The organism is Saccharothrix sp., assembly GCF_031180885.1.
GTDB lineage: Bacteria > Actinomycetota > Actinomycetes > Mycobacteriales > Pseudonocardiaceae > Actinosynnema.
Genome location: NZ_JAPSLK010000003.1, coordinates 371403 through 395244 on the forward strand (window position 1 = coordinate 371403; position 23842 = coordinate 395244).

Below are 23842 nucleotides of genomic sequence, written 5' to 3' on the forward strand. Positions count from 1 at the left end.
GCCTGCTTCTCCGGCGATTGAGGTGGTGTGACTTGTCGGTCCAGGCGTTGCACCACGCGGTCCTCGTCGTCGACGTGGAGAGGTTCAGCGACTCGGCGCGCGGTGACCTGCACCGGAAGCAGGTGCAGGAAGGTCTGGTCAGGGCGTTGCGGCAGGCGTTCGCCGAGGCGGGTATCGATTTGGACGCCTGTCGGTACCACGACCGGGGGGACGGTGCGTTGATCCTCGTTCCGGCGCACATTCCCGAGACGCAACTCGTCGACCGGCTGCCACACCGCCTTTCCGCACAATTGCGGCGACACAACGCGTTGGCTGCTCATGAAGCACGAATACGATTACGCCTCGCGTTGCACTGCGGTCCCGTCGAAGCGCGGCCGAACGGAGGTCCGAACGCCGCGATCATCGTCGCGACCCGGCTGGTCGACAGCGACCAGGCGCGGGCCGCGCAGCAGGCGTCCACCGACCCGGTGACGGTGATCGTGTCGGAGCGGTTCTTCGAGGACGCCGTCCGCAACGAGCCCGCCGCCGAGCCCGACCTGTACCGCGCTGTAGCCGTTGCCGCCAAGGAATACCGGGGCATCGCCTACGTCCGGGTCGACCGGCCGCCCGCGATCCGCTTCGAGCACATGACCTTCCACCAGGCCAGGGACGTCGCCAACACCCTGATGGGCAAACCCTCGGTGCGCGACGAGGAAGGCCGACGGCGCCTGCTGGCCATGCTGCCCGCGCGCCTGGCCGAACAACTCTCGCCCGACATGGACGTCCAGTCCTTCGCCTGGGAGTGCGCGCACGTCTGCCTGGCCGAGCCGCACGGCGTCGAGGACCTCGACGTGGCCCTGCGCCGCCTGGACGCCGCGCCCCGACCGGTCGTGACGGAAATCCACCGGGAAATACCGCCGACCCCTAGCCGTTTCCTCGAAGCGCTTTCACGATTACCGTGCCTGCTCGACGGGGCCACGGCGGTGATGGTCGTGGAGCGCCTCGAAGTGCTCCTGGGTGAAAAGATCATCCTGCGCGGTCTGCCCGGCACCGCGCGGAACATCCGCGACCTCGCCGAGCTCTGCGAACCGAGCCACCATCGGGTGATAGCTCTCCTCGATGTGGTGGCAGCGTTTGAGACCGAACCGGAACCGCTGGCACACTTGCGCCGCGTCGTCGGAGACATGCAGCCGGTCCGCCTCGCCGAAGACATTTTCACCCCTCGACAGAAGACGGAGCTTTTGGACTTGCTCGCGGGAGTCGTCCTCCCGGAGATCGGTGCGCTCTACCGAAGCTCCGGTGGCCCGACCGCTCCCGAGTTGCGCGAGCAGACCAGCTACTCCGAAATACTGAACGCGTTGGAATCGCTGAACGCCCGCGCGGACGGCCTTCCGCGCACGCTGGTGTTCGTCGAGCAGATCGCGTTGCGGGTGGATTCCGAGCTGAAGATCAAGCTGCGTCAGTGGACGCGAGCCCGAGCGCTGGAGATGGGAGTGGCCGATGAACTGCTCGATGTGCGCGAGGAGGTCAAGCTCGCCCACTCCCCCGCCACGCCGTCGGCAGGCACCCGCCCGGTGGGCTACCTGGTGATCCGCGTCGAGCGGGTCGGCCCGGCAGGTGGGGTGCTGCGGCTGGTCGACTGGCGCCAGTTCGGCGAGCCGTCGCCGTGGGAACCCGATCGCGGCCAGGTGTGGACCGGAACCCTGGAGGGGGCCAAGCACCACGTCGCCCACCTGCTGGACGAAGTCGAGACCCGGTGGGCCGCACTGCACCCGGACCCGGAGATCCACGTCGAGTTCGTCCTGGACCTGGCCGAGCTCGTCTCCCTGGACGTCGAGGACTGGCCCTGGGAGGACCACCCCTACGCGGAATCCCTGGGCCGGCGGTACCACGTCGCTCGTCGCTCGGCCGACCGGATGCGGCGCAGCCGCTACACCCGTGACTGGAAGCGCCGCTGGGACAGTCTGGTCACGCAACTGGCCCGCACCGGCCGCGTGGCGACGCAGTGCGGCGTGCACGGGTCGGGCAACGACGAAGCCGGCCTGCGCAAGCTCGCGGGCACCCTGAGCCGCCAACGCGACGCCGTTTCGCTCGTCCTCAGCCGCGCGCCCGAACCGGGCCTGCTGGGCCAGGACGAACTGGCCGTGGGCCTGCGCTCGGGCCTGCCCCTGGTGTTGTGGAACAGGCATGACGCTGAAGGCCGGTTCACCCGCGACCTCGACGCGCTGGTGCACGGCACCGACGACGCGCGGCACTTGGTGGAACGACTGCGGGACGCGCGGATCGCGGCGTTCACCGCGGAGCGGGAGGACGCGCATGTCGGCTATGGCCTGGCTTGCGTGTACGACGATCCCAATAGGACGGTGATCCCGCACCAGCCGGGTCCCCCCGTCGAGCAGGGGGTGGTCCGGTGAACTGGCACGTGTACCGGGGCGACGGCAGCAGGCGCACCACGCCGATCGCGAAACTGCCCCCACCACCGCCGTGGCGGCAGTTCTCGGGTGAGGGCGACGCCACCCCGCCCACCGACGACGCGGGCGACGGTGACCGGAAGGTGGGCGGCATCGACCACCCGCGCCGACCGCAACCGGACGAGGTCGCCCTGGTCAACGCGGCGATCCACCTGCGCCGGCCGCTGCTGGTCACCGGGGGTCCGGGCACCGGGAAGTCGTCCCTGGCCTACCTCATCGCGCGCGAACTGGGGCTGGGTCCGGTGCTGCGCTGGTCCATCACCAGCCACACCACGCTGTCGCACGGCCTGTACAACTACGACGCCATCGCCCGCGTGCAGGCCGCCGCACACGAGTCCACGACCGACATCGGCGAGTTCATCCACCTCGGCCCGCTGGGCACCGCGCTGCTGGCGTCCGACCACCCGCGAGTCCTACTGATCGACGAGTTGGACAAGGGCGACATCGACCTCCCGAACGACCTGCTCAACATCTTCGAGGAGGGCGAGTTCGCGATCCCCGAACTCGTCCGCTACGCCAAGATCCAGCCCGAGGTCACGGTCCTGACCGAGGACCGCGGCCGAACCGCGGTCGTGCGCCACGGACGGGTCCGCTGCCGCGAGTTCCCGATCGTGGTGATCACCAGCAACGGTGAACGCGAATTCCCCCCGGCGTTCCTGCGCCGCCTGCTGCTGCACCACGTGGAGCGGCCGACGGCAGAGCAGCTCGCGTCGATGGTCGCGGCCCACTTCGGCGGCAAGGAACGCGCGGACACCGGCCGGCTCATCGCGCAGTTCCTGGAGCGTTCCGGCGAGGTCGGCGGACTGGCCGCTGATCAACTCTTGAACGCCGTGTACCTCGCCACCCGCCTGGCCACCTCGGGCACCTACACCCCCGACGACGACTGGAACGACCTGCTCGCGGCGATCTGGCACCCGCTCAGGGAGCCCATGTGAGCGCGCCGGGCAACCACCGCGCCGCCCCCGAAGTGCTGCTCCAGCGCTTCGAGGCGGTGGACGGCGCGTTCGCCCGGCTGTCCACCCGCGACCTGGACTACCGCGAGGTGCGCGACGCCCTCTGGCTGGCCTGCCGCATCCACCCGCCGCACGCCGACCCCGCCGCGGGCCCGCTCGCGCCGCCGGACGTCGAGCCGACCGAGGCCGCATACCCGTTTCAGGAACCGCAGGCCGCAACCGAGGGCCTCGACGAGCCGGACAACTCCCCCGAACCCGACGAGGCCGCCTCCGCGTTCGACGTCGAACCGCCGCCCGAGGTGCCCGACCCCGTCCCGTTCGAGCAGTGGACGCCGGGCCCGGTGACCATGACCTCCACCGGCGAGGCGGGGGTGGTCGAGCACGGCGCCCGCGCGGCGGCGGCGTGGCCCACCATGCCGGCCATGCCCGAACGCCGGCGCATCGCACGGGCCCTGCGCCCGCTGTCCCGCCGCCGGCCCTCCCGCCGGGACTTGGTCGTCGACGAGGAGAAGACCGCCGTCCGGGCGGCCCAGGACGGGCTGTGGATCCCGGAGTGGAAGGGCTCGCCCTCGCAGCGGTTCGACGTCGCGCTGGTGGTCGACAGCGCGGTCACCGACGACCTGTGGCAGCAGACCGCGCGCGAGTTCCGGGCCGTGCTCGAACAGCAGGGCGCCTTCCGGGACGTTCGCCAGGCCACATTGGACACCGGCAGCCCCCACGTCTCGGCCCTGTCGCTGCGCAGCGAGGGCGGGGTGCGCCAGGACTGGCGGCACGTGGTCGACCCCACGGGTGCTCGCTTGGTGGTCGTGCTGACCGACACCATCGGCAAGGCGTGGCACAGCGGCGCTGTGGGGCACGCATTGCACCACTGGGCGCAGAAGATGCCGGTGGTCATCGTCCAGACCCTCAACCAATCGCTGTGGTCTTGGGGCGGGATCTCGACGCGTCGGCTCCAGTTGTCCGCACCACGCCCCGGCGCGCCCAACCGGCAGCTGCGAGTGGCGGGGGCGGCGGTCGGCCCGGCGGTCCCCGTGCCCGTGCTGGCGCTGTCGGCCGAGTGGATGTCGGGCTGGGCGCGGCTGGTGTCCACACCGGACACGTGGGTGGAAACCACGGCCACCCTCGTGGTCCCCTCCTCCGAGCCCGTCCCGGTGGACGACGACGCCGAACGGCTCACCGCGCGCGAGCGCGTGCAACGCTTCCGCACCTACGCCTCCTCCGACAGCTTCCACCTGGCCGGTCTGCTCGCCGCGACGCCGCTGAGCCCGCCGCTGATGAAGCTGGTCCAGCGGGTCCTGCTGCCCGACTCGGACCTGACGACGCTCGCCGAGGTCGTCCTGGGCGGGTTGATGCGCCGCGTCCCCGCGTCCGATCCGGACAGCGCCGCGATCCTCTACGAGTTCCACAATGGAGTCCGGGAAGAACTTCTGGCCACCGGCCGCCGCCTGGACACCGCGCGCGTCGCACGGGTGCTGGCCGACCACGCCGGCGAGGAGTTCCCCGTGCTGCGCGACCTGCGTGCGGTGTTGGACGATCCAGCACACGCCCCGGTCCCCGGCATCTCGGCGGAAAGCCTTCCCCTGTTGCGCGTCCAGGCGGCCGTACTGCGCGCGCTCGCAGGAAGCTACTCGCGACGCGGTCGAGAACTCGCCGAAGCGCTTGCGGCACATGACGTTCCACGGCCCGATCATGACGTTACGCGGGTATCGGGGGACGATCCTACATTCGCCGAAGACAGGGACCACCAAGTGATTACCACCGACACCCAGTCGAACCTGGGGGGTTCGACCGGGGCGCCGCAGGGAGCTGCCCAAGGAGTTGAGGACGTGGCAACCGGTACGCACGGGACCGCGGTCGAGCGGCGCCCGACCCGCCAACCGCAGATCTGGGGGCCGGTACCGCTCCGGAACCCGGATTTCGTCGGCCGGGAAGAGCTGCTCGAAGAGCTGCGCAAGCGGCTCGGTGAGTCCGGGACCACGGCGGTGCTGCCGGAAGCGCTGCACGGGATGGGCGGCGTGGGCAAGAGCCAGACCGTCGTCGAGTACATCCACCGCCACGCCTCGGAGTACGAGGTGGTGTGGTGGATCCCCTCCGAACAGGAGGCGCAGATCAAAGCCAGTTTCGTGGAGCTGGCCAAACGACTCGGCGTGGCCACCGCGGGCGCCGCGGACGCGGCCGTGCCCGCCGTGCTGGAGGCGTTGCGGACCTTCGACCCGGCCAAGCGCTGGATGCTGGTGTTCGACAACGCCGACAGCCCGCAGGACGTGCGCGACTACTTCCCGGCCGGCGCCGGGCACATCGTCGTGACCTCCCGCAACTCCGAGTGGGGCCGGCACGCCCGCGCGGTGGCGGTCGACCTGTTCACGCGGGCCGAGAGCATCGAACTGCTGCACCGCCGGGGCGGTGACATCGACGACGTCGAAGCCGACGCGCTGGCCGAGGCCCTGGGGGACCTCCCGCTGGCCGTGGAACAGGCGGCGGCGTGGCGCGCGACCACCGGCATGCAGGTGTCGGAATACCTGGAGTTGCTGGAGCAGAACCGCTTGGAGCTGCTGAACACGGGCGGTTCCGACGACGGCCAGGAACCGGTGGTCGCGGCCGTGTGGAACGTCCCGCTGGACCGGTTGCGCAAGGACCACCTCGAAGCCCTGGAACTGCTCCAGGTCTGCGCTTTCTTCGGCCCGGAGCCGATCTCCCAGCAGCTGTTCCGCGGCGTGCGGGAAGCGCCGGTGCCGGAGAAGCTCGGTCTGGCACTGCGCGACCCGATCAAGTTCGGCCGGGCGGTGCGGCAGATCAGCCGCTACAGCCTGGCCAAGCTCGACCACCGCAACAACTCCCTGCAGCTGCACCGCTTGGTGCAGACCGTGTTGAAGAACAGCCTTCCGCCGGAGGAGCAGGAAAAAATGCGCCACGCGGTTCACGTGCTGCTGGGTCACGGCGATCCGGGCGACCCGAACTCGACCGCGAACTGGCCCCGCTACGCGGAACTCCTGCCGCACGCGCTCGTGTCACGAGCGATCGACGACACCGACGAGTGGGTCCAGTCCCTTGTGGACAACCTCGTGCAGTACCTGCTCAACACCGGTGACTTCGGTGGTGCCCGCGACCTGGCCGCGGATGCCACCAAGGCGCGCGCCGGCTCGTTGGGCGAAGCGCACCCGGCGACGCTCAAAATGGCGCTACTGCAAGGCATCGCCCTGCGTCGGCTTGGTAAAACAGCCGAGGCGTCCGAACTCAACGAGCGCACCCGGCAGCTGTTGGTCGAGACGATGGGCGAGGACCACGAGAGCATGCTGGAGATGCTCGACTCGGTCGCCGCCGATCGCCGCAGCGAAGGCCGGTTCCGCGACGAGCTGGAACTGGCCGAAACCGTGTACCAGCAGTCGAAGCAGCTGCTGGGCGAGGAAGACCCGACCACGCTGCGGTTCGCCCACAACCTCGGCGGCAGCCTGCGGTTGATGGGCGACTACCAGCGGGCTTACGAGATCGACCAGGAGAACCTGCGCCGCCGCACGGCCGTGCTGGGCGTGGAGCACTTCCACACGCAGGGCTCGCGCAACGCCCTGTGCATGGACCTGCGAGAGCGCGGTTTCTACCTGGAGGCGGCCCGCGAGCAGGAACAGGCGCTGCAGTACCAACGAGAAGTGCTCGGCGACAATCACACCCGAGTGCTCGGTGCCCAGCGCAACCTCGCGGTGTCGCTGCGCAAGGCCGGGCAGCACCGGCGGGCCAAGGACCTGGCCGAGGAATGCCTGGAGGGCTACCGGCGGCGCAACGGCGACACCGACGACGGCACCATCATGTCGCTGATGAACCTGTCGACCGACCTGCGGCACCTGGGCGACCTCGACGGCGCGCTGGACCGGGCGCGGCGGGCGTTCCGGCAGTTCCGCAGCAAGGACCGCCGGCACCCCTTCACCCTCGTGGCGGCGCTCAACCTGGCGGTGATCCACCGGTTGCGCGGTGAGCTGGAAGAGGCTTTGGAGCTCGACGAGAAGGCGCACGAGATTCTCACCGACATGTTCGACCGCGACCACCCGTGGACCCTGGTCGCGGCCACCAACCTCGCCAGCGACTACGCCGCCCAGCACGAGTGGGAGAAGGCCAAAGCGCTGGACGAGGACACCTTCGAACGCTCGACCCGGGTGCTCGGACCGGAGCACCCGTCGACGCTGGCGGTGGCGCTGAACCTGGCCATCGACCGGGCCGCCCTCGACGACCAGACCGGTGCGGCCAAACTGCACGGGGAGACCGTGGCGACGTTCCGTCGGGTGCTCGGTGACGACCACCCCGCGACCATCGCCGCCGCGCAGTACACCCGCGCCAACTGCGACACCGACACCATGCAGTTGTGACACCGCTCAGCTGGCGGCCAGGTCGGACCAGGCCGCCAGCTGTGTCGGGGTCGGGCCGCCCGCGCCGGCCAGCGCCACGTACAGCGCACGCACCAGTTCGGGACGGTCGCGCAGGGTCTTCGAACGCACCACGCGGCCCAGGCCGCACCAAGCGGCGAGGTCCGAGGGATTCGCGGTGACCCGCGCCTCCCACAGCCGGGCGGCTCGCCGCCGGTCGCCCGCCAGGTACGCGGCTTCCGCGCCGGCCGGGTCGACGCCGCGCAGGTACTCGTCGGGTGCCTTCAGCCGCGCTTCGGCGAGCGTGCTCAGCAGGGTGCGACCGCCCTCCCCGGCGGGGACCAACTCGTGCGGCACGTCGGTCGTGTAGGCCGTGCTGCCGCGCCGCCACGCCGCCGCCAGCGCCCGCACCGCGGTCGGGTCGGGCCGCACGTGCCGCAGCCGCCACAGCGCCCGGTGCTCGTCGGTGATGCACTCGACCGCCCGCACGACCTCGGGTCGGGCGTCGTCGAGCGAGCACGCCGCCAAGCGGACCGCCACACCCGCCGCGAACCGGCGGCCCGGCTCGGTCAGTTCCGGCAGACGACGCAGCACGCCGAGCACCTCGGTCACCTGGCGGTGCCGGTAGACGAACGCGTACTCGCCGCGCACGGCCATCTCCTCGGGCACCAACTTGCGTTGCACGTGCCAGAACTCCACCACGCTGCAAAAGGCGTACACGCCGTGCAGGAGAGCCGTGACCGGGCGCGGGTAGTCCAGCCAGGGCGCGTAGTACCTGGCCACCCGGTCGTCGTCGGCCAGTGGCAGCAGCTCGAGCAGGGCGTTGACCTTGGAGTGCTGGATCTCGTGGACCAGGGCTTCGGCGAAGTGCACCGCGGACTCCTTGGGCGACATGGCGATCGACCCGAACGCCGCCGTGGACGACGCGGCGAACACCCGCTCCTCGGCGGCCAGCGGGACGACGTTGCGCAGCCCGGCGGCCAACTCCTCGGCCCACTCCGGGTGCTCGTGGGTAAGCATGTCCCATGCCTCGTCCATGTACTTGCACCACTCGGCGCGCTGGTCGTGGCTCAGCGGGCGGGGCGGGACGGGCGAGCTGAATTCCCGGTAGGGGTCGAGGTCGTCCAGCACCATGCGCACACGCCGCCCTCGTGCCGCGGTGTGGTGCACCCGAAGCGACTGGTGCACCACCTCCACCGACGCACCGGCGACTTCGACGACCAGACCCGCCGACGTCCCGCGCAGGACGGCCGCACCCACCGGGAACGCCGTGGCCAGCCGCAACACACCCACCGTCGGCAACGCCACCGCACCGTGCACCACCGGCACCGGCACCGCGAATTCCAGTCCCGCGCGGAATGCCGCCGCGGCGGCGAGTGCGTGAAACCCGCCCACTTCCGACCACAACGGTGTCGAGTCGACCGCCATGCCGAGCACTTGGCGCAGTGCGCGGGCGAGCCACACACCGACGGTCGGGTAGAGCAAGACGTCCTCGACGACGTACGGCGCCCGGTCCTCCGCCTTCGCGAGCAACGCCCACGCCGCGCCGATGTCGTGGAACGGGCCGAGGTCGAGCGAGGACGCCGCCGCCTCTTCCGCGAACGTTTTCAAGCGCAGCCTGCGAAGGCTGTGTTGTCCATTCCGCAAAATTGCGATTCCGCCGGGACCGACGGGCCCGCCACAGATCTCCTCGAAGACGGAACGGGGCAGGCGGTGGGTGTCCAGCTCGACGTGACCAGCGGCCCGACTAGTCACGCTGTCCTTGGATGGAATCACCGAACCAACCCCGAACCGCCTCGTCGACGGTGTGCCGAATGGCAGCGGTCAACTGCGAGCTGTGCAAGGATCTCAAGTCCGCCAGCCGAAGTCCCGTGAGGTCGAGCAACCCCGACGACAGTTCGGCCGGTGCACCACCATCTGCCACGTCGATCGCCTCCCGCGCTCGCCCGCCGTCTTTCCATGATGCCCGAACGACCAGAAGCGCGAAACAGCCAGCCGGATAGGCGACAGCGGCCAAGAGGTGCATTCACCCACCGACCGCCTCGCGGCGCAGTCGTGAAAGCGGGATTCGCGCGGCGGCCGCGTGTACCGAACGGTTCACGGGCGCAGCACGGCCAAGCAAGCGCGACGCGAGGCGCAGAGCCCGGTCCGAGGAACCCGTCCTCCGCCGGCGGGAGGACAGTGCCCACCGGCGGGTCGACGCGGGCGAGGACCTGGAAACGGCGGTTATCCGAGAGGTGGCCGAGGAGAAGGGACTCGCCGACGTCGAACCGGGTCAGTCCCCGGGGCGTGCGACAACGCCCGCACCCGCACACGGAACCTCCCACCCCGCCCAGCGCGGGGCGCATCCACCGCACTCGAAGGAGGAATACTGGCCGAGCAACGGCTCGCTCCACCGCACCGGCTCCCGCAGGTCCAACACACCGAGGAGGCCTGGGAAGTCGGCCTCCGCGGGCCCGTCACCTGAACGCGTGCCAGCCGAACTCGCCGGCGTGGTGGCGCAGCGATTTCCACTGGCTGGAACCGTTGCACGCGCAAGGAGGCTCGGCGTAAGGAACGCATCGCTCACGCGCTGTTCGGAACGCCGCCCGTCTGGAAAATGCCAACACCAGGACCTCGGTCGGCACTATGAAGGATGCATGGCCCAATCTCACCCTGTACATGGGCGACCTGGTCCGCTACGTGCTGCGGGAGCGCCACTCGCTAACGGGCGGGATGATCGACGAAGCGACACGTGCCGAGCTGCGCGAGACGGCGACTTTCAGCGCCGCGGTGGACAGGGTCGCCTACGCGGACATGAAGATCCTGTACGCCGATGAAACCTCGGCGCGGTTTCAGTACCTGGTAACCGGCCTGGCCGATTTCCACCAGCAGATCAGGGAGGCGCTCGCCGGCGTATACAAGCACTGTTCCGTAGTACGCACCGGTCTCCGTGCCACCGGTGATCGTGATTCGGTCTGTGGTCTCCAGCCGGTACGCCTCGGACCGCAGGTCGGCCGACACCCCGCCGTAGGAAGCCGTGGCGTCCACGCGCGACGCGACGTCACCGGGCTTCGGTTCGCCGACGGCTGTGCCGAGCCGCAGACCGGTCAGCTCCGCCAACTCATCGACCACCTGGCCTGCCAACTGCCGGAGTCGTGGCGAGGCGTCCGCCGCGACCACGACCCGAGCGGTGGAGGACAGCCGCACCTGCCCCGTCCCACCGACCCATTCCTGCAGCGCGTGAACGACGGAGGGTGCGACGTCGTTCACGGCGACGGCCGTCCCGGTCGCCACGAGCGAACCGGTGCCGGCCATCAGGGTGGTGGCCATCGCCAACAACCACCGCCTGGCCCGTGACCTTGGTGTGCGCACGGGTGTGCTCCCTCCGCTGTCACTCTCCATCGCCGGATTCGGTGGACATGTGCAGTTCGAGGCGGACCCGGCCACGGCGGCGCTGTCGTGGCCGGGTTGCCGGACCCGTTGACACAATTGGTCCCACAGTGGACTTACTGACAGGTGGTCCATAGTGGACTGATGCGCCGGCCATAAGAGGTGCCTGTCGGGCGCCCGTATCAACGCAGCGCCCGGGTTGCCTGTGGTGGTCGCCCCGGGTGCTCGGGTCCGCCCTTGCCTCCCGAGCACCCGGGTCCGGGAGGTCGCCACCGACCTCCCGGAGGCGGCGGGGCGCGGCGCGACCGCACGCGCTGCCGTGCCCCGCCACGTTCATCACCGAGGGATGGTCCACCTCTGGCTAGCACCGCCGTTGCAGGTGGAGATGGCGAGCTGCGTGCCATCCGCCGTGCTCCCGCCCGAAGCGGCCAGGCACTTGGCGGAATGCGGGTTGACCAACGACCCGTCGGTCCCCACCGCCCAGTCCTGCGCGACGGTTCCGTTGCACGTCCACAGGTGAACCTTGGTGCCCTCCGCCGTCCCCGCCCCGGCGACGTCCAGGCACTTGCCCAGTGCCTGCCACGTGGTGCCGGAGTGGGTCCACTGCTGTGCGTTCGTGCCGTTGCACGACCACAACTGGACCTTGGTGCCGTCGGCCGTGGCGGCCCCGGCGACGTCGACGCACTTGCCGCCCGCGCCGACGATCGGTCCGGAGACCGGCTCGGGCGGTGGCTTCACCAGGGTGACGTCGTCCACGTCGAACAGGCCGCTGCCTGTGCCGGTGAAGGTCAGGTGCAGGTTGTGCGGCCCGTTCGGTACCGCGGACAGCGGTGTTCGGACGTCGGCGAAGGTGGTCCAGCCGCCGGTGTTGGGCACGGCGACCGAGCCGAGCACCGGTCCCGTCGGCGAGCCGGTGCGGACCGTGATGGTTCCGCCGGGACCTCCGGAGACCACGCGGGCGCGGAAGACGCCCGCACCGGTCAGGTCGACGTTGTCGTAGGCCGCCCAGTCTCCGGGGTCGATGTGGCCGAGCGTCTGCCCGTTGTGCGCGCCGGACTTGGCGAACGGTTGCACACCGCTGGCCGTGCTGAACGATTCGGCTTGCAGGACCTGGTCGGTGAGTTCCTTGATGCGGACGTTGCGGAACGACACGTCGTCGCCGGTGCCGTGGTTCTGGATGCCGATGTGTCCGGCCAACGACCGCGCCGGGTTGGTGTTGGTGAAATCGTTGATCAGAGTGCCGTTGAGGTAGACGCGCAGCCGTTCGCCCTCGACAAGGAGTTCGAAGTCGTTCCACTCGCCGGCCGGGTTGAGCGCGGCGTCGCGGGCGGCGGTGTCAGGGGCCTTGAAACCGTAGACGGATCCGGTTGTGCGGTCGGGGGTGTCGGTGGGATCGATCTGGACCTCGTAGCCGTTGTCCACCGCCGACATCGGGTCGGTGGAGGGCGGGAAACCGAGGAAGACCCCGGAGTTGTCGTCGCCGGCGAGCTTCCAGTCCAGCTTCAGCGAGTACGACGTGAACTGCTTGGCGCTGTACCAGTACAGGCCCATCCCGCCGGTGCTGGACAGGGTCGCGTCGGTGTTGGTGAACCCGCCTGGTCCGGCCTGGGACCAGCCGGTGGTCGAGCCGTCGTAGAGGGTGGTGTAGCCGACCTCCGGGCGGCAGTCGACCTTCGTGCGGCTGGCGGCGTACCGGATGCCGCCCAACAGCAACGCGCGGACGGCTGCTTCACCGTACGAGGTGGCGGTGTGCCCGACCCCGGTGTAGAAGCTGCGGCCACGGTCCAGGGTTTTGCACCAGGTGATCGGGTGGTCGCCGGTGGTCTGCCAGCCGGTGTAGGTGTTGTGGTCCATGCTTGCCAGGACCCGGGCGGTGGAGCGGGGGTTGGTGCGGTAGTCGTACCACTCGTCGGTGCGGGTCCAGGTTTGCGGCAGGTGGGCGGTCGCGGCAGTGCCCCGGTTCTCCACCTTGATGCCGGCTTGCTGAGTCGGTGGATGGGCCTTGAAGTACGCGCCGACGAGGTGTTCGTAGAACGGCCAGTCGTACTCCGTGTCGGCCGCCGCGTGCACGCCGACGTACCCGCCGCCGGCGCGGATGTAGTTCTCGAACGCGGTCTGTTGGGTGTCGTTGAGGACGTCGCCGGTCGTGTTGAGGAACACCACCGCCTCGTACTTCGCCAAATTCCGAGCGGTGAACTCGGCGGCGTCCTCGGTCGTGGTCACGGTGAAACCGTTCGCCGCGCCGAGGTCCCGGACGGCCTGGACACCGGCGGGGATGGAGTCGTGCCGGAACGCCGCCGTCTTGCTGAACACCAGCACGTCGTAGGGGGCGTCCGCGGCCGAGGCGGGTGAGGACAACGCGGTCAGGACCAGGGTGGCCGCCGCGCAGACGGCTGCCCGCTTCACGGCGTGGTCCAGTTCTGGGTCGGACCGCCGTCGCACGCGCGGATGACGAGTCGGTCGGTGCCGAACACGGCGTCGAGGCACTTGCCGGAGTTCGGGTTGACCAGGGAGCCGTTGGCGCCGGGTACCCAGTTCTGCGCGACGGTGGCGTTGCAGTCCCACAGCCACACCTGCGTGTCCGCGGCCGTGCCCGCGTACTTCACGTCCAGGCACTTGCCCAGGGCCCGCCAGGTCTCGCCGGAACGGGTCCAGTCCTGGGCAGGGGTTCCGTTGCAGTCCCACATCCGCACGGCGGTGCCGTTGGCGGTGGCCCGGTTGGCCACGTCGACGCACTTCGCGCCCGTGCCGAGGATCTGTCCCTGGAAGGCGGTGGTGAAGGTGAACGAGTCGACGTCGAACAGCGCGCCCGTACCGCCGGCGAAGGTGAAGTAGAGCTTGGTCGTGCCCGTGGGTGCGCCCGCGAGCGTGCCGGTCACCGTCGCGAAGGTCTCCCAGCTCCCGGTCGGCTGCACGGTCGCTGACCCGAGCACGGTGCCCGTGGGCGATCCGGCGCGGACCTGGATCGTGCCGCCGCTGCCGCCGGAGGACACGCGGGCGGTGAAGGACTTCGCGTTGCCGAGCGCGTAGGGCGTGAAGGCGATCCAGTCCCCGTTGTGGACATCGCCGACGGTGTAGCCGCCTTCGGCCTGGGTCTTGGCGAACTTGGCGATGCCGGACGAGGACTCGAAGTGCTCCGCCTGGCGGTGGCGCGGCTGGGTGGTCGCCTTGGCGTGCGTGGTCAGCGCGGGCTGGCCGTTGGCACCGTTGTCGGTGTACTCGGCATCCCAGGAGCCGAAGACGTTGGCCGCCTCGTCGTGTTCGCCGTCGACCGGGATCGTGATGGAGCCGGTGCACCCGGTGCGGGTGGTGATCACGTGGCCGTGGCTGTCGTGGCCGACGCCGTAGGTCATCTTCACGCGGTTGCAGTCGATCGCGCCGTCCTCGGGGTCGGTGACCGTGATCCGGTACTGGATCGTGTCGCCGTAGGCGAACACCTTGCCGTCGAGCGGGGCGTCGATCCGCACGGTGGGTGCGGTGTTGCCGACGGTGATCGTGGTGTTCACCGAGCCGGTCTTGCCGCCCGTGTCGGTGACCGTGAGCGTGGCGGTGCGGACGCCGTTGGTCGTGTAGGTGTGGGTGGGGTTGGGTTGGGTGCTGGTGGTGCCGTCACCGAAGTCCCAGCGGTAGCTCAGCGCTGTGCCCTCCGGGTCGGTGGAGCCGGTCGAGGAGAACCCGACGGTGAGCGGGACTTGGCCGGAGGTGGTGGTGGCCGCCGCCTTGGCGGTCGGGGCGCGGTTGCCGTCGCCGATGTGCTCGATCCGGTAGAGCGCGGAGTTGGCGTCGCCGTTGAAGAAGCCGGTGCCGTAGTCCAGCACGTACAGCGCGCCGTCGGGGCCGAACTCGGCGTCCATCACCTGCGTGCCGGTCCACGGGAAGGTGGCGATCGTGCCGGGCGAGCCGTCGGGGTTGACGGTGATGTCCCTGATCCAGCGGCGGCTGAACTCCATCGCGAAGAAGTGCCCGTCCAGCGACTGCGGGAACTTCACCTGGGAGGTGGATGCGGCGTTGTAGCGGTATACAGGCCCGGCCATCGGGGATTCGCCGGTGCCGCTGTTGAACTCCGGGGGTGAGCCGGCGTCGCCGCCGTAGCGGATCCAGCTCGACCGCGCGGGCGGGAGGGTGGTCTGGCCGGTGTTGCGGAAGGAGTTGTTGGTGGGGTTGGCGCAGTTGTACTTGGGGCCGGTGGTGTTGGTGGCGAAGTTCCACTCGTTGTAGGTCTCGGCGGTGGTGTTGGTGCCGGTGCAGTACGGCCAGCCGTAGTTGCCCGGGGACGGGACGCGGGCGAATTCGACCTGGCCGGACGGGCCGCGGTTGGGGTCCGTGGTCGCGGCGTCGGGGCCGTAGTCGCCGACGTAGATCACGCCGGTGGCTTTGTCGACGCTCATCCGGAACGGGTTGCGGAAGCCCATGGCGTAGATCTCGGGGCGGGTGTTCGGGGTTCCCGGGGCGAAGAGGTTGCCGGGCGGGACGGTGTAGGAGCCGTCGGCGTTGACCTTGACGCGCAGGATCTTGCCGCGCAGGTCGTTGGTGTTGGCGGAGGTGCGCTGGGCGTCGAAGGCCGGGTTGCGGTTCGTGCGCTCGTCGAGCGGGCTGTACCCGCCGGACTGGAACGGGTTCGTGTCGTCGCCGGTGGACAGGTAGAGGTTGCCGGCGTCGTCGAAGTCGATGTCACCGCCGACGTGGCAGCACATGCCCCGGTCGGCCGGGACGTCGAGCACCTTGCGCTCGCTGGCCGGGTCGAGCGTCCAGTCCGGCTTCAAGGTGAAGCGGGACAACCGGTTCACGCCCTGCCACGCACTCCAGTCCGTGCCGGTGTCCGGCGCGTCACCGGCCGGGGTGGACAGGGGCGGGGCGTAGAACAGGTAGATCGCGCGGTTGGTCGCGAAGCCCGGGTCCACTCCGACGCCCTGGAGGCCCTCCTCGTCGTGCCGGTACACGCTCAGCGTGCCGATGACGGAGGTGTTCCCGGCGCTGTCCGTGCGGCGGAGGACGCCTTCGCGGGACGTGTGGAGGACCGAGGTGTCCGGCAGCACCGCCATCGACATCGGCTCGCCCATCTCACCGACCCCGCGGGCGAGCGTGACCTGCTGGAACCGCGCCGGATCGACCTGTGCCGAGGCGACTTGCACCGGGGCCGCCACCGTGACCGTCGCCGCGACCAGGACGAGGGTGCCGGCCAGTGTTGATGTTCGCACACGCATCGTTGAGTGCCTCTCGTGAACTCGATGGTTTCCCGCTGACGACTCCGCAGTCCGATGTGGAGAAACGGTGGAAGGGCCAACCACCGGTCCGACGCCGTCGAGAAGGTGCCGTTCCACCACACCGGGGACTGGGGGGTATCGCCCGGCGGAGCGGAACAGCGAGGTCCGGCACGGAAACCCGGTTGGCGACCGGCGACGAATCAGAGGCCGACCGCGACTCACACCCCCTGCCACGCCGTCGCGGTGTGGCAGCTCGTCAACGCCCCACCGCGGACTCCGCACCCGGACCGGCCCCATTGCCGGAATGGTCCAGACCGCATCGTCTCGGGCCGCGCGCACCGCCGTCAACGACGACCGCGCACGAAACCTGTCGACTACCGGACACCTCCCACCACTTGACGCCACCCCTCCCAGTGATCCGACCAATCGATCCAGTTGACACACACTTCCTGGACATATTGACCGACTTCACGAGCCGGGCGCAGTATTGATCGGAGGTCTAGCGCGTCTCACGGTACCCGGCACCCAGTGCCGGACGCACCACCTACTCGATACAGAGGAGTACGAGGCATGGTGAGCAAACCCATCGGTCGACGACGCCCGCGTGCGTGGCGGCCCTTGATCACGTCACTCGGAGCGCTCGCGACGTTCGCCGGCGCGGTCGTGGCGACGGCACCCACCGCGACGGCGGCGGAGCCGAACCCGGTGGTGGGGATCAACAGCACCGACACGCCGGCGCAGGTCATCCAGAAGGCGGCGTCGGTGACGCCGTCCGCGCGCCAGTTGGCGTGGCAACGCGAGGAGTTGACCGGGTTCGTCCACTTCGGACCGAACACGTTCACCGGCCGCGAGTGGGGCACCGGGACCGAGGACCCCGACGTGTTCAACCCGACCAACCTCGACACCGACCAGTGGATGTCGACGTTCCGGGACGCGGGTTTCAAGAAGGTCATCCTGACCGCCAAGCACCACGACGGGATGTTGCTGTTCCCGTCCGCCTACTCCGACCACGGCGTGGCCTCCAGCACCTGGCGCAACGGCCAGGGCGACGTCCTGCGCGCGTTCACCGACTCGGCCCGCAAGTACGGCCTCAAGGTCGGGTTCTACCTCTCCCCCGCCGACGGCCACGAGTACCAGACCCGCGCGACCACCGGCCGGTACGGCAACGGCAGCACCCCCAAGCCCACCCGGATCCCCAGCATCGGCACCGGAAACGGCCAGTCCTTCACCTACACCGTCGACGACTACAACGCCTACTACCTCAACACCCTCTACGAAGTGCTCACCAAGTACGGCCAGGTGCACGAGGTGTGGCTCGACGGCGCCAACCCGTGGCCGTGGACCAACCAGAAGTACAACTTCAAGGACTGGGTCGCGATGGTCCGCGCCCTGCAACCCGAGGCGGTCGTCTTCCAGGACGGCGGCCCGGACGTGCGCTGGGCGGGCAACGAGGACGGTCTCACCCACCGGACCAGCGAGTGGTCCCCGCTGCCCTACGACGTCGACTACGCCGGCAACCCGGCCGACCCGGCGACCGCCGCGGACATGGTGCTGCCCGTGCCCGGCGGCAACCAGGCGCTCGACCTGGGCAGTGACGCCAGGCTCGGGCAGCAGACCAACGGCGCAAGCAGTTGGAAGGTGCTGCGCTGGGCCCCGGCCGAGTGCGACGGCAGGCTGCAAGGCAACTACTGGTTCTGGAACCCCGACGCCCGCGCCGTCTCGCTGGACGCGGTGAAGCACATGTACCTGAACTCGGTCGGCAAGAACTGCCAGCTGCTGCTCAACATCGCCCCCGACAACACCGGCCGCTTCCCCGCCGACACGGTGTCGCGCATGAAGGAGTTCGGCGACTGGATCCGGGCGACCCGCCAGAAGGTCTCCGCCGGAGCCACCGCCACCAACGACGCGGGCACTTCGAACACCACCGGCAACGCCCCGGCCGCCGTGCTCGACTCCGACGACACCACCGCCTGGCAGCCCACCGGCCCCACCGGCGGCCTGGTGCTGGACCTCGGTTCCCCCAAGACCTTCCGCCTGGTGAACCTCCAGGAAAGCCTCCTGGTCGGGCAGCGCGTGTCCGGGTTCGCCGTGGACGCGTGGAACGGCTCCGGTTGGCAGCAGGTCGGCACGGGCACCACGATCGGCTACCGCCGCCTGCTCAAGCTGAGCAGCGCGGTCACCACCGACAAGGTCCGGCTGCGGATCACCTCCTCACGGGCGTTGCCGGCCGTCTCCACGTTCTCCGTGCACCCCTACGGCGCGCTCGACGGCAACCTGGCCGTGGGCAAGCCCGCCACCCAGTCCAGCACCCTCCAGGCCGGCAGCGAGGCGGACAAGGCCGTCGACTGGGACACCAGCGGCGCGTTCGGCAACGGCTCGGTGACCCACACCGCCGCCCAGGGCACCAACCCGTGGTGGCAGGTCGACCTGGGCTCGTCCCAGCGGGTCGGCGCGATCAGGCTGTGGAACCGGACCGACTGCTGCTCGGACCGCCTGCGGGACTTCTACGTCTTCACCTCCGACACCCCGTTCACCTCCAACGACCCGCAGGTCACCAAGAACCAGAGCGGCGTGTGGAACACCTACCGGGCAAGCACTTTCACCGGGTCGCTGACCCTGCCCGTGGGCCGCAGCGCCCGCTACGTCCGCGTGCAGCTCGTCGGCTCGGACCGGCCACTGTCGCTGGCCGAGGTCCAGGTCTACGAGAACATGGCGCTCGACCAGCCGGCCACCCAGTCCAGCACGCTCGCCGCCCACAACCCCAACGCGAGCCGGGCCGTGGACGGCAACACCGACGGCAACTTCTGGAACCTGTCGGTCACCCACACCGCCGACGCCCCGTTGGACACCAACCCGTGGTGGCAGGTCGACCTCGGCTCGTCGCTCCCGGTGGGCTCGATCAAGTTGTGGAACCGGACGGACTGCTGCGCCGACCGGCTGCGGGACTTCTACGTCTTCACCTCCGACACCCCGTTCACCTCGACCGACCCGCAGGTGACCGCGGGGCAGAGCGGCGTGTGGAAGTCCTTCCACAGCGGGGTCTCGCCCACGACCTCCACGTTCGCAGTCGGCCGTAGCGCCCGCTACGTCCGCGTCCAGCTCGTCGGCTCGGACCGGCCGCTGTCCCTGGCCGAGGCGCAGGTCCTGGGCTGAGGTTCACCGCGAGTCGGGGCTCGCGTGCCGGACCCACTCGCGGTGGAAGCCCTCCACGTGGCGGGTGACGCGTTTGGCCGCCAGGTCACCGTCACCCGCCCGGATGGCACGCAGGATCGCCCGGTGCTCGCGCCGCAACCGCGCGGCGGTCGTCGACCAGTCCGGCAGGGCGGCTACGGCGTGCAGCACGGTGGCGTGCATGGCGTCGCGCAACGCGGTCATCACGGCGGTGTTGACCGCATTGCCGGCCGCCGCTGTGAGGGCGACGTGGAAGTCCGCGTCGAGGCGGTGGTAGGCGTCCGCGTCCAGGGCCGGGTCGTCCATGCGGTCGAGCAGCTCGGCCGCGCGGGCCAGGTCCGGGTGATCCGGGGTGCGAGCGGCGGCGCGCACCGAGTGGCTTTCGATCATGGTGCGGGTCTGGACGAGGTCGGCCAGCGGCAGCAGCCGGGTGGCCAGGTGCAGCCGCAGCGCCGCGGCGATGCCACCCGCCGGGTCGGCGACCACCGTCGTGCCCGCGCCCGGGCCGGACCCCACGCCGCTGCGCACCACGCCGAGCGCCTGGAGGACCCGGATCGCCTCACGCACCGTAGGACGGCTGACCCCCAGTTCCTCGGCGAGTTGCCGTTCGCCGGGCAGGTGCCGCCCGACGCCGAGGTGCCCCGCGGCCAGTTGTTCCTCGACGTGCCGCAGCACCGTCACGTACCCGTCCACTCACCCTCCCGCACTGTGGTCTGACCACATGCCTGGTATGGTCAGACCACACAGTCTACTGTGGGACTCGTGAGAATCGCGCTGTTCGTCACGTGCCTGGTGGACGGGCTGTTCCCCGATGTCGGCAAGGCCACCGTCACCCTGCTCGAACGCCTGGGTCACGAGGTCGTCGTCCCGCCTCGGCAGACCTGCTGCGGCCAGATGCACGTCAACACCGGGTACGCCGCGCAGGCGCTGCCCGTCGTGCGCAACCACGTCGAGGCGTTCGCGCAGGCCGACGTCATCGTCACGCCGTCGGGGTCCTGCGCCGGGTCGATCCGCCACCAGCACGCCGGCGTGGCACGCGAGCACGGCGACGCCGGGCTGGTGGCGGCGGTCGGCGAGGTGGCGCGGCGGACCTACGAGCTGTCGGAGTTCCTGGTCGACGTGCTCGGGGTGACCGACGTGGGCGCCTACTTCCCGCACCGCGTCACCTACCACCCCACATGCCACTCGCTGCGCGTGCTGGGCGTGGGCGAGAAACCGTTGCGGCTGCTGCGGGCGGTGCGCGGCATCGACCTGGTCGAGCTGCCGGCGGCCGAGACGTGCTGCGGGTTCGGCGGCACGTTCGCGCTGAAGAACGCCGACACCTCCACCGCGATGCTGGCCGACAAGATGACCGCGGTCCTCGGCACCGGCGCGCGCGTGCTGACCGCCGGCGACTCGTCGTGCCTCATGCACATCGGCGGCGGCCTGAGCCGGTTGCGGTCGGGAGTGCGGACCCTGCACCTGGCCGAGATCCTGGCGAGCACGGCGGAGGTGGGCGCGCGATGACGTTCCTCGGGATGCCCCGCGGCACCGGCAACCTCACCGGCACCCCCTTCCCCACCGCCGCCCGCGCCGCGCTAGGGGACGCCCAACTGCGCCGCAACCTCGCCAAGGCCACGTCCACCATCCGCGCCAAACGCGCGTCGGTCGTGGCCGAACTCCCCGACTGGGCCGAACTGCGCGCGGCCGGGGCGGCGATCAAGGACGCGGTCCTGGCCGACCTGGACACGTTCCTGCTCCGGTTCGAGGCCGCCCTGGTCGAGCGCGGCACAACGGTGCACTGGGCCCGCGACGCCACCGAGGCGAGCCGGATCGTCACCGACCTGGTCACCGCCACCGGCACCCGCGAGGTCATCAAGGTCAAGTCCATGGCCACCGCCGAGATCGGCCTCAACGAAGCCCTCGCCGACGCCGGCGTCACGGCCATCGAAACCGACCTCGCCGAACTGATCGTCCAACTCGGACACGACCGCCCCAGCCACATCCTCGTGCCCGCCATCCACCGAGGCCGGGCCGAGATCCGCGACCTGTTCCGCCGCGAGATGCCCGGCGTCGACCCCGACCTGTCCGACGACCCCCGCGCCCTCGCCGAAGCCGCACGCTCCTACCTGCGGCACAAATTCACCACCGTCGACGTGGCCATCTCCGGCGCGAACTTCGCCGTCGCCGACACCGGAACCCTCGTGGTCGTCGAGTCCGAGGGCAACGGCCGGATGTGCCTGACCCTGCCACGCACCCTGATCAGTGTCGTGGGCATCGAGAAACTGGTGCCGACGTGGCAGGACCTGGAGGTGTTCCTGCAACTGCTCCCCCGCTCCTCCACCGGCGAGCGCATGAACCCCTACACCTCCGTCTGGACCGGCCCCACCGAAGGCCAGACCAGCCACGTCGTGCTGGTCGACAACGGCCGCACCGCCACCCTGGCCGACCCCGACGGCCGCGCGGCACTGCGGTGCATCCGCTGCTCCGCGTGCCTGAACTCCTGCCCGGTCTACGAACGCACCGGCGGCCACGCCTACGGCTCCACCTACCCCGGCCCCATCGGCGCGGTCCTCTCACCGCAGTTGACCGGAGTCGACCGCAACCCCACGTTGCCGTACGCGTCCTCGCTGTGCGGCGTGTGCTACGACGTGTGCCCGGTCGCCATCGACATCCCCTCGATGCTGGTGCACCTGCGCGAACGCGTCACTCAGACCAAGGGCAGAACCGCCGAATCCGCGGCGATGCGCTCCCTGGCCTGGTTCATGTCCGATGCGAAGCGCTGGCGACGACTGCTGCGCTCCGCGCGGTCCGCCCGCGTCCTGGGCCGCCGCCACGACCGCATCGGCCACCTGCCACCACCACTGTCCGCCTGGACCACCGCCCGCGACCTCCCCCGACCACCCCGACAAACCTTCCGCGACTGGTGGGAAACCCGATGACCGACGCCCGCACCGCAGTCCTGACCCGCATCGCCGCCGCCCTCACCGACCGCCCCACCCCGGCGGTACCCCGCACCTACCGCCGGGCAAGCGGCCCAGGCGACCCCTACCTGTTCGCCGAACGCCTACGCGACTACCGCGCACAGGTCCGCCTCGTACCCGCGACCGACACCGCACAGGCTGTCACCGACGCCCTCACCGAACGCGAAGCACAACACGTCGTCGCGGCCCCTGGCGTACCCGCCGAATGGGCACCGCGGGCAACACGAGCGATCCCCGACCTCGCCGGATTGGAACGAACCGATGCCGTGGTGACGGCGTGCCGGGTCGCCATCGCCGACACCGGCACCATCGTCCTCGACCACGACGCACCCGACCAAGGCCCCCGCTCCCTCACCCTGGTCCCGGACTACCACCTGGTGGTGGTCCGCGCCGACCAGATCGTCGCCGGCGTTCCCGACGCGGTCGCAGCCCTGGCCGGCGTACGCACCCAGACCTGGATCAGCGGCCCGTCCGCGACCAGCGACATCGAACTGGAACGGGTTGAAGGGGTGCACGGTCCACGCACCCTCGAAGTGGTCATCACACTGCCGTGAAAAGGCCCCCGGAGGTGACTCCGGGGGCCCACGTGGGGATGTCTCTAGTACAACCCGTAGACCTCGACGGCCGTGCCCGCGAACAGCCGCTCCCGCTCGGCCGGGGTCAGCTCGGCGGCCAGTCCCCGCGCCGCCCCCAGCACCTCGCCGTACGAGGCGGCCAGCAGGCACACCGGCCAGTCGGAGCCTCGGCCACGGTCACCGTCTGCACCAGCACGCTGCTGATCACCTCCGGAGCCGATGCCACCCGGTCCGTCACCCCGAACGACCGACAGATCACGCCCATCGGCGGGTCGGTGATCCAGTCGTGGTCGCGCACCGACAGGTCCCACATGTGGTGGTGCGCATCGACGATGGACAACGGGGTCAGGGCAGCTCCCAGACGAGTCGGACGTCCGGTGCGGCTCCGCTGTAGTCGTCGGGCACGTCCAGCAGCTCCGCCATGCGGGCCTGCCACGGCACATTGGCGGGGTGCTCGGCCAGGAAAGCACGCATCGCCGCGTAGTCCTCGACCTCGACCAGGTGGAACAGGTCCCGTCCGCTGCGCCAGATCCGCCACGACGACACGCCGGCCTCGCGCAGCGCCGCGTCCAGCTCGCTCGGGATGGTCGCGTGAACCCGGTCGTACTCCTCTTCGCACCCCGGCTTCAGCCTGGTGTGCAGCGCGATTTCACTCATTCCTGCACCTTTCCGGTGGCGTAACGGGTCACGACCAGCGCGAGGATGATCACCGCGCCGTAGGAGGCGTTGATGTAGAACCCGCTGACGCTCAGCAGCCGGAGGATGTTCTCCACCAGCCCGAGCATCAGCACGCCGGACAGCG

The 23842-nt window shown here is 70.2% G+C and carries 14 protein-coding genes; 7 read left to right on the forward strand and 7 right to left on the reverse strand.

Annotation, left to right across the window (positions count from 1 at the left end; genetic code table 11):
- Positions 1 to 32: 32 nt before the first annotated feature.
- Genes RIN75_RS08170 through fxsT form a run of 3 tightly spaced genes read left to right on the forward strand, consistent with a single transcriptional unit; the run spans position 33 to position 7758 of the window.
- A complete protein-coding gene (locus tag RIN75_RS08170) occupies positions 33 to 2393 on the forward strand; it encodes a hypothetical protein (RefSeq protein ID WP_309111182.1) in 2361 nt (786 codons plus the stop codon).
- The gene (locus RIN75_RS08175; RefSeq protein ID WP_309111183.1) at positions 2390 to 3385 is read left to right on the forward strand and encodes a MoxR family ATPase; all 996 of its coding nucleotides are present in this window, start codon (positions 2390 to 2392) and stop codon (positions 3383 to 3385) included. The genes RIN75_RS08170 and RIN75_RS08175 overlap by 4 nt, the downstream gene beginning before the upstream one ends.
- Positions 3382 to 7758: an FxSxx-COOH system tetratricopeptide repeat protein gene (gene fxsT, locus RIN75_RS08180; RefSeq protein WP_309111184.1), complete on the forward strand. Its 4377-nt coding sequence runs from the start codon at positions 3382 to 3384 to the stop codon at positions 7756 to 7758. Before RIN75_RS08175 ends, fxsT begins: the two co-directional genes overlap by 4 nt.
- A gap of 6 nt (positions 7759 to 7764) precedes the next feature.
- Here the strand turns inward: fxsT and RIN75_RS08185 are convergent, their stop codons facing one another.
- The 4 genes from RIN75_RS08185 to RIN75_RS08200 all read right to left on the reverse strand — a co-directional run bounded on the left by RIN75_RS08185 (position 7765) and on the right by RIN75_RS08200 (position 16325).
- On the reverse strand, positions 7765 to 9366 hold the full coding sequence (locus RIN75_RS08185) for an HEXXH motif-containing putative peptide modification protein (RefSeq protein ID WP_309111185.1): 1602 nt from the start codon (positions 9364 to 9366) through the stop codon (positions 7765 to 7767).
- 1092 nt (positions 9367 to 10458) lie between these two features.
- Positions 10459 to 11067, reverse strand: a complete 609-nt coding sequence (locus RIN75_RS08190; RefSeq protein WP_309111186.1) for a glycoside hydrolase family 20 zincin-like fold domain-containing protein — start codon at positions 11065 to 11067, stop codon at positions 10459 to 10461.
- Positions 11068 to 11463: 396 nt separating this feature from the next.
- Positions 11464 to 13533, reverse strand: a complete 2070-nt coding sequence (locus RIN75_RS08195; protein WP_309111187.1) for a ThuA domain-containing protein — start codon at positions 13531 to 13533, stop codon at positions 11464 to 11466.
- Positions 13530 to 16325, reverse strand: coding sequence for a carbohydrate-binding protein (locus tag RIN75_RS08200; RefSeq protein WP_309111188.1), 2796 nt, complete (start codon positions 16323 to 16325; stop codon positions 13530 to 13532). Before RIN75_RS08200 ends, RIN75_RS08195 begins: the two co-directional genes overlap by 4 nt.
- 576 nt (positions 16326 to 16901) lie before the next feature.
- On the opposite strand from RIN75_RS08200, the gene RIN75_RS08205 reads away from it, so the two are divergent.
- Positions 16902 to 19484, forward strand: a complete 2583-nt coding sequence (locus RIN75_RS08205) for an alpha-L-fucosidase (RefSeq protein WP_309111189.1) — start codon at positions 16902 to 16904, stop codon at positions 19482 to 19484.
- A 3-nt stretch (positions 19485 to 19487) separates the two neighbouring features.
- Here RIN75_RS08205 and RIN75_RS08210 read toward each other — a convergent pair whose 3' ends face one another.
- Positions 19488 to 20195, reverse strand: coding sequence for an FCD domain-containing protein (locus tag RIN75_RS08210; protein WP_309111190.1), 708 nt, complete (start codon positions 20193 to 20195; stop codon positions 19488 to 19490).
- A 69-nt stretch (positions 20196 to 20264) separates the two neighbouring features.
- On the opposite strand from RIN75_RS08210, the gene RIN75_RS08215 reads away from it, so the two are divergent.
- Genes RIN75_RS08215 through RIN75_RS08225 form a run of 3 tightly spaced genes read left to right on the forward strand, consistent with a single transcriptional unit; the run spans position 20265 to position 23019 of the window.
- Positions 20265 to 21008: a (Fe-S)-binding protein gene (locus RIN75_RS08215; protein ID WP_309111191.1), complete on the forward strand. Its 744-nt coding sequence runs from the start codon at positions 20265 to 20267 to the stop codon at positions 21006 to 21008.
- Positions 21005 to 22423: a lactate utilization protein B gene (locus RIN75_RS08220; RefSeq protein ID WP_309111192.1), complete on the forward strand. Its 1419-nt coding sequence runs from the start codon at positions 21005 to 21007 to the stop codon at positions 22421 to 22423. Before RIN75_RS08215 ends, RIN75_RS08220 begins: the two co-directional genes overlap by 4 nt.
- Positions 22420 to 23019 (forward strand): LUD domain-containing protein, encoded by a 600-nt coding sequence (locus RIN75_RS08225; protein ID WP_309111193.1) that lies wholly within the window; start codon positions 22420 to 22422, stop codon positions 23017 to 23019. Before RIN75_RS08220 ends, RIN75_RS08225 begins: the two co-directional genes overlap by 4 nt.
- A gap of 44 nt (positions 23020 to 23063) precedes the next feature.
- Here the strand turns inward: RIN75_RS08225 and RIN75_RS43995 are convergent, their stop codons facing one another.
- Together RIN75_RS43995 and RIN75_RS08235 are read right to left on the reverse strand one after the other, a co-directional pair.
- Positions 23064 to 23192 (reverse strand): hypothetical protein, encoded by a 129-nt coding sequence (locus RIN75_RS43995; protein WP_375295925.1) that lies wholly within the window; start codon positions 23190 to 23192, stop codon positions 23064 to 23066.
- 193 nt (positions 23193 to 23385) lie between these two features.
- The gene (locus RIN75_RS08235) at positions 23386 to 23697 is read right to left on the reverse strand and encodes an L-rhamnose mutarotase (RefSeq protein ID WP_309111195.1); all 312 of its coding nucleotides are present in this window, start codon (positions 23695 to 23697) and stop codon (positions 23386 to 23388) included.
- Between the last annotated feature and the right edge of the window lie 145 nt (positions 23698 to 23842).

Coding starts and splice junctions, on each gene's coding strand:
- RIN75_RS08190 (WP_309111186.1), bottom strand. CDS start 11,067: ATGGCCACCACCCTGATGGCCGGCACCGGTTCGCTCGTGGCGACCGGG.
- RIN75_RS08205 (WP_309111189.1), top strand. CDS start 16,902: ATGGTGAGCAAACCCATCGGTCGACGACGCCCGCGTGCGTGGCGGCCC.
- RIN75_RS08220 (WP_309111192.1), top strand. CDS start 21,005: ATGACGTTCCTCGGGATGCCCCGCGGCACCGGCAACCTCACCGGCACC.
- RIN75_RS08225 (WP_309111193.1), top strand. CDS start 22,420: ATGACCGACGCCCGCACCGCAGTCCTGACCCGCATCGCCGCCGCCCTC.
- RIN75_RS08235 (WP_309111195.1), bottom strand. CDS start 23,697: ATGAGTGAAATCGCGCTGCACACCAGGCTGAAGCCGGGGTGCGAAGAG.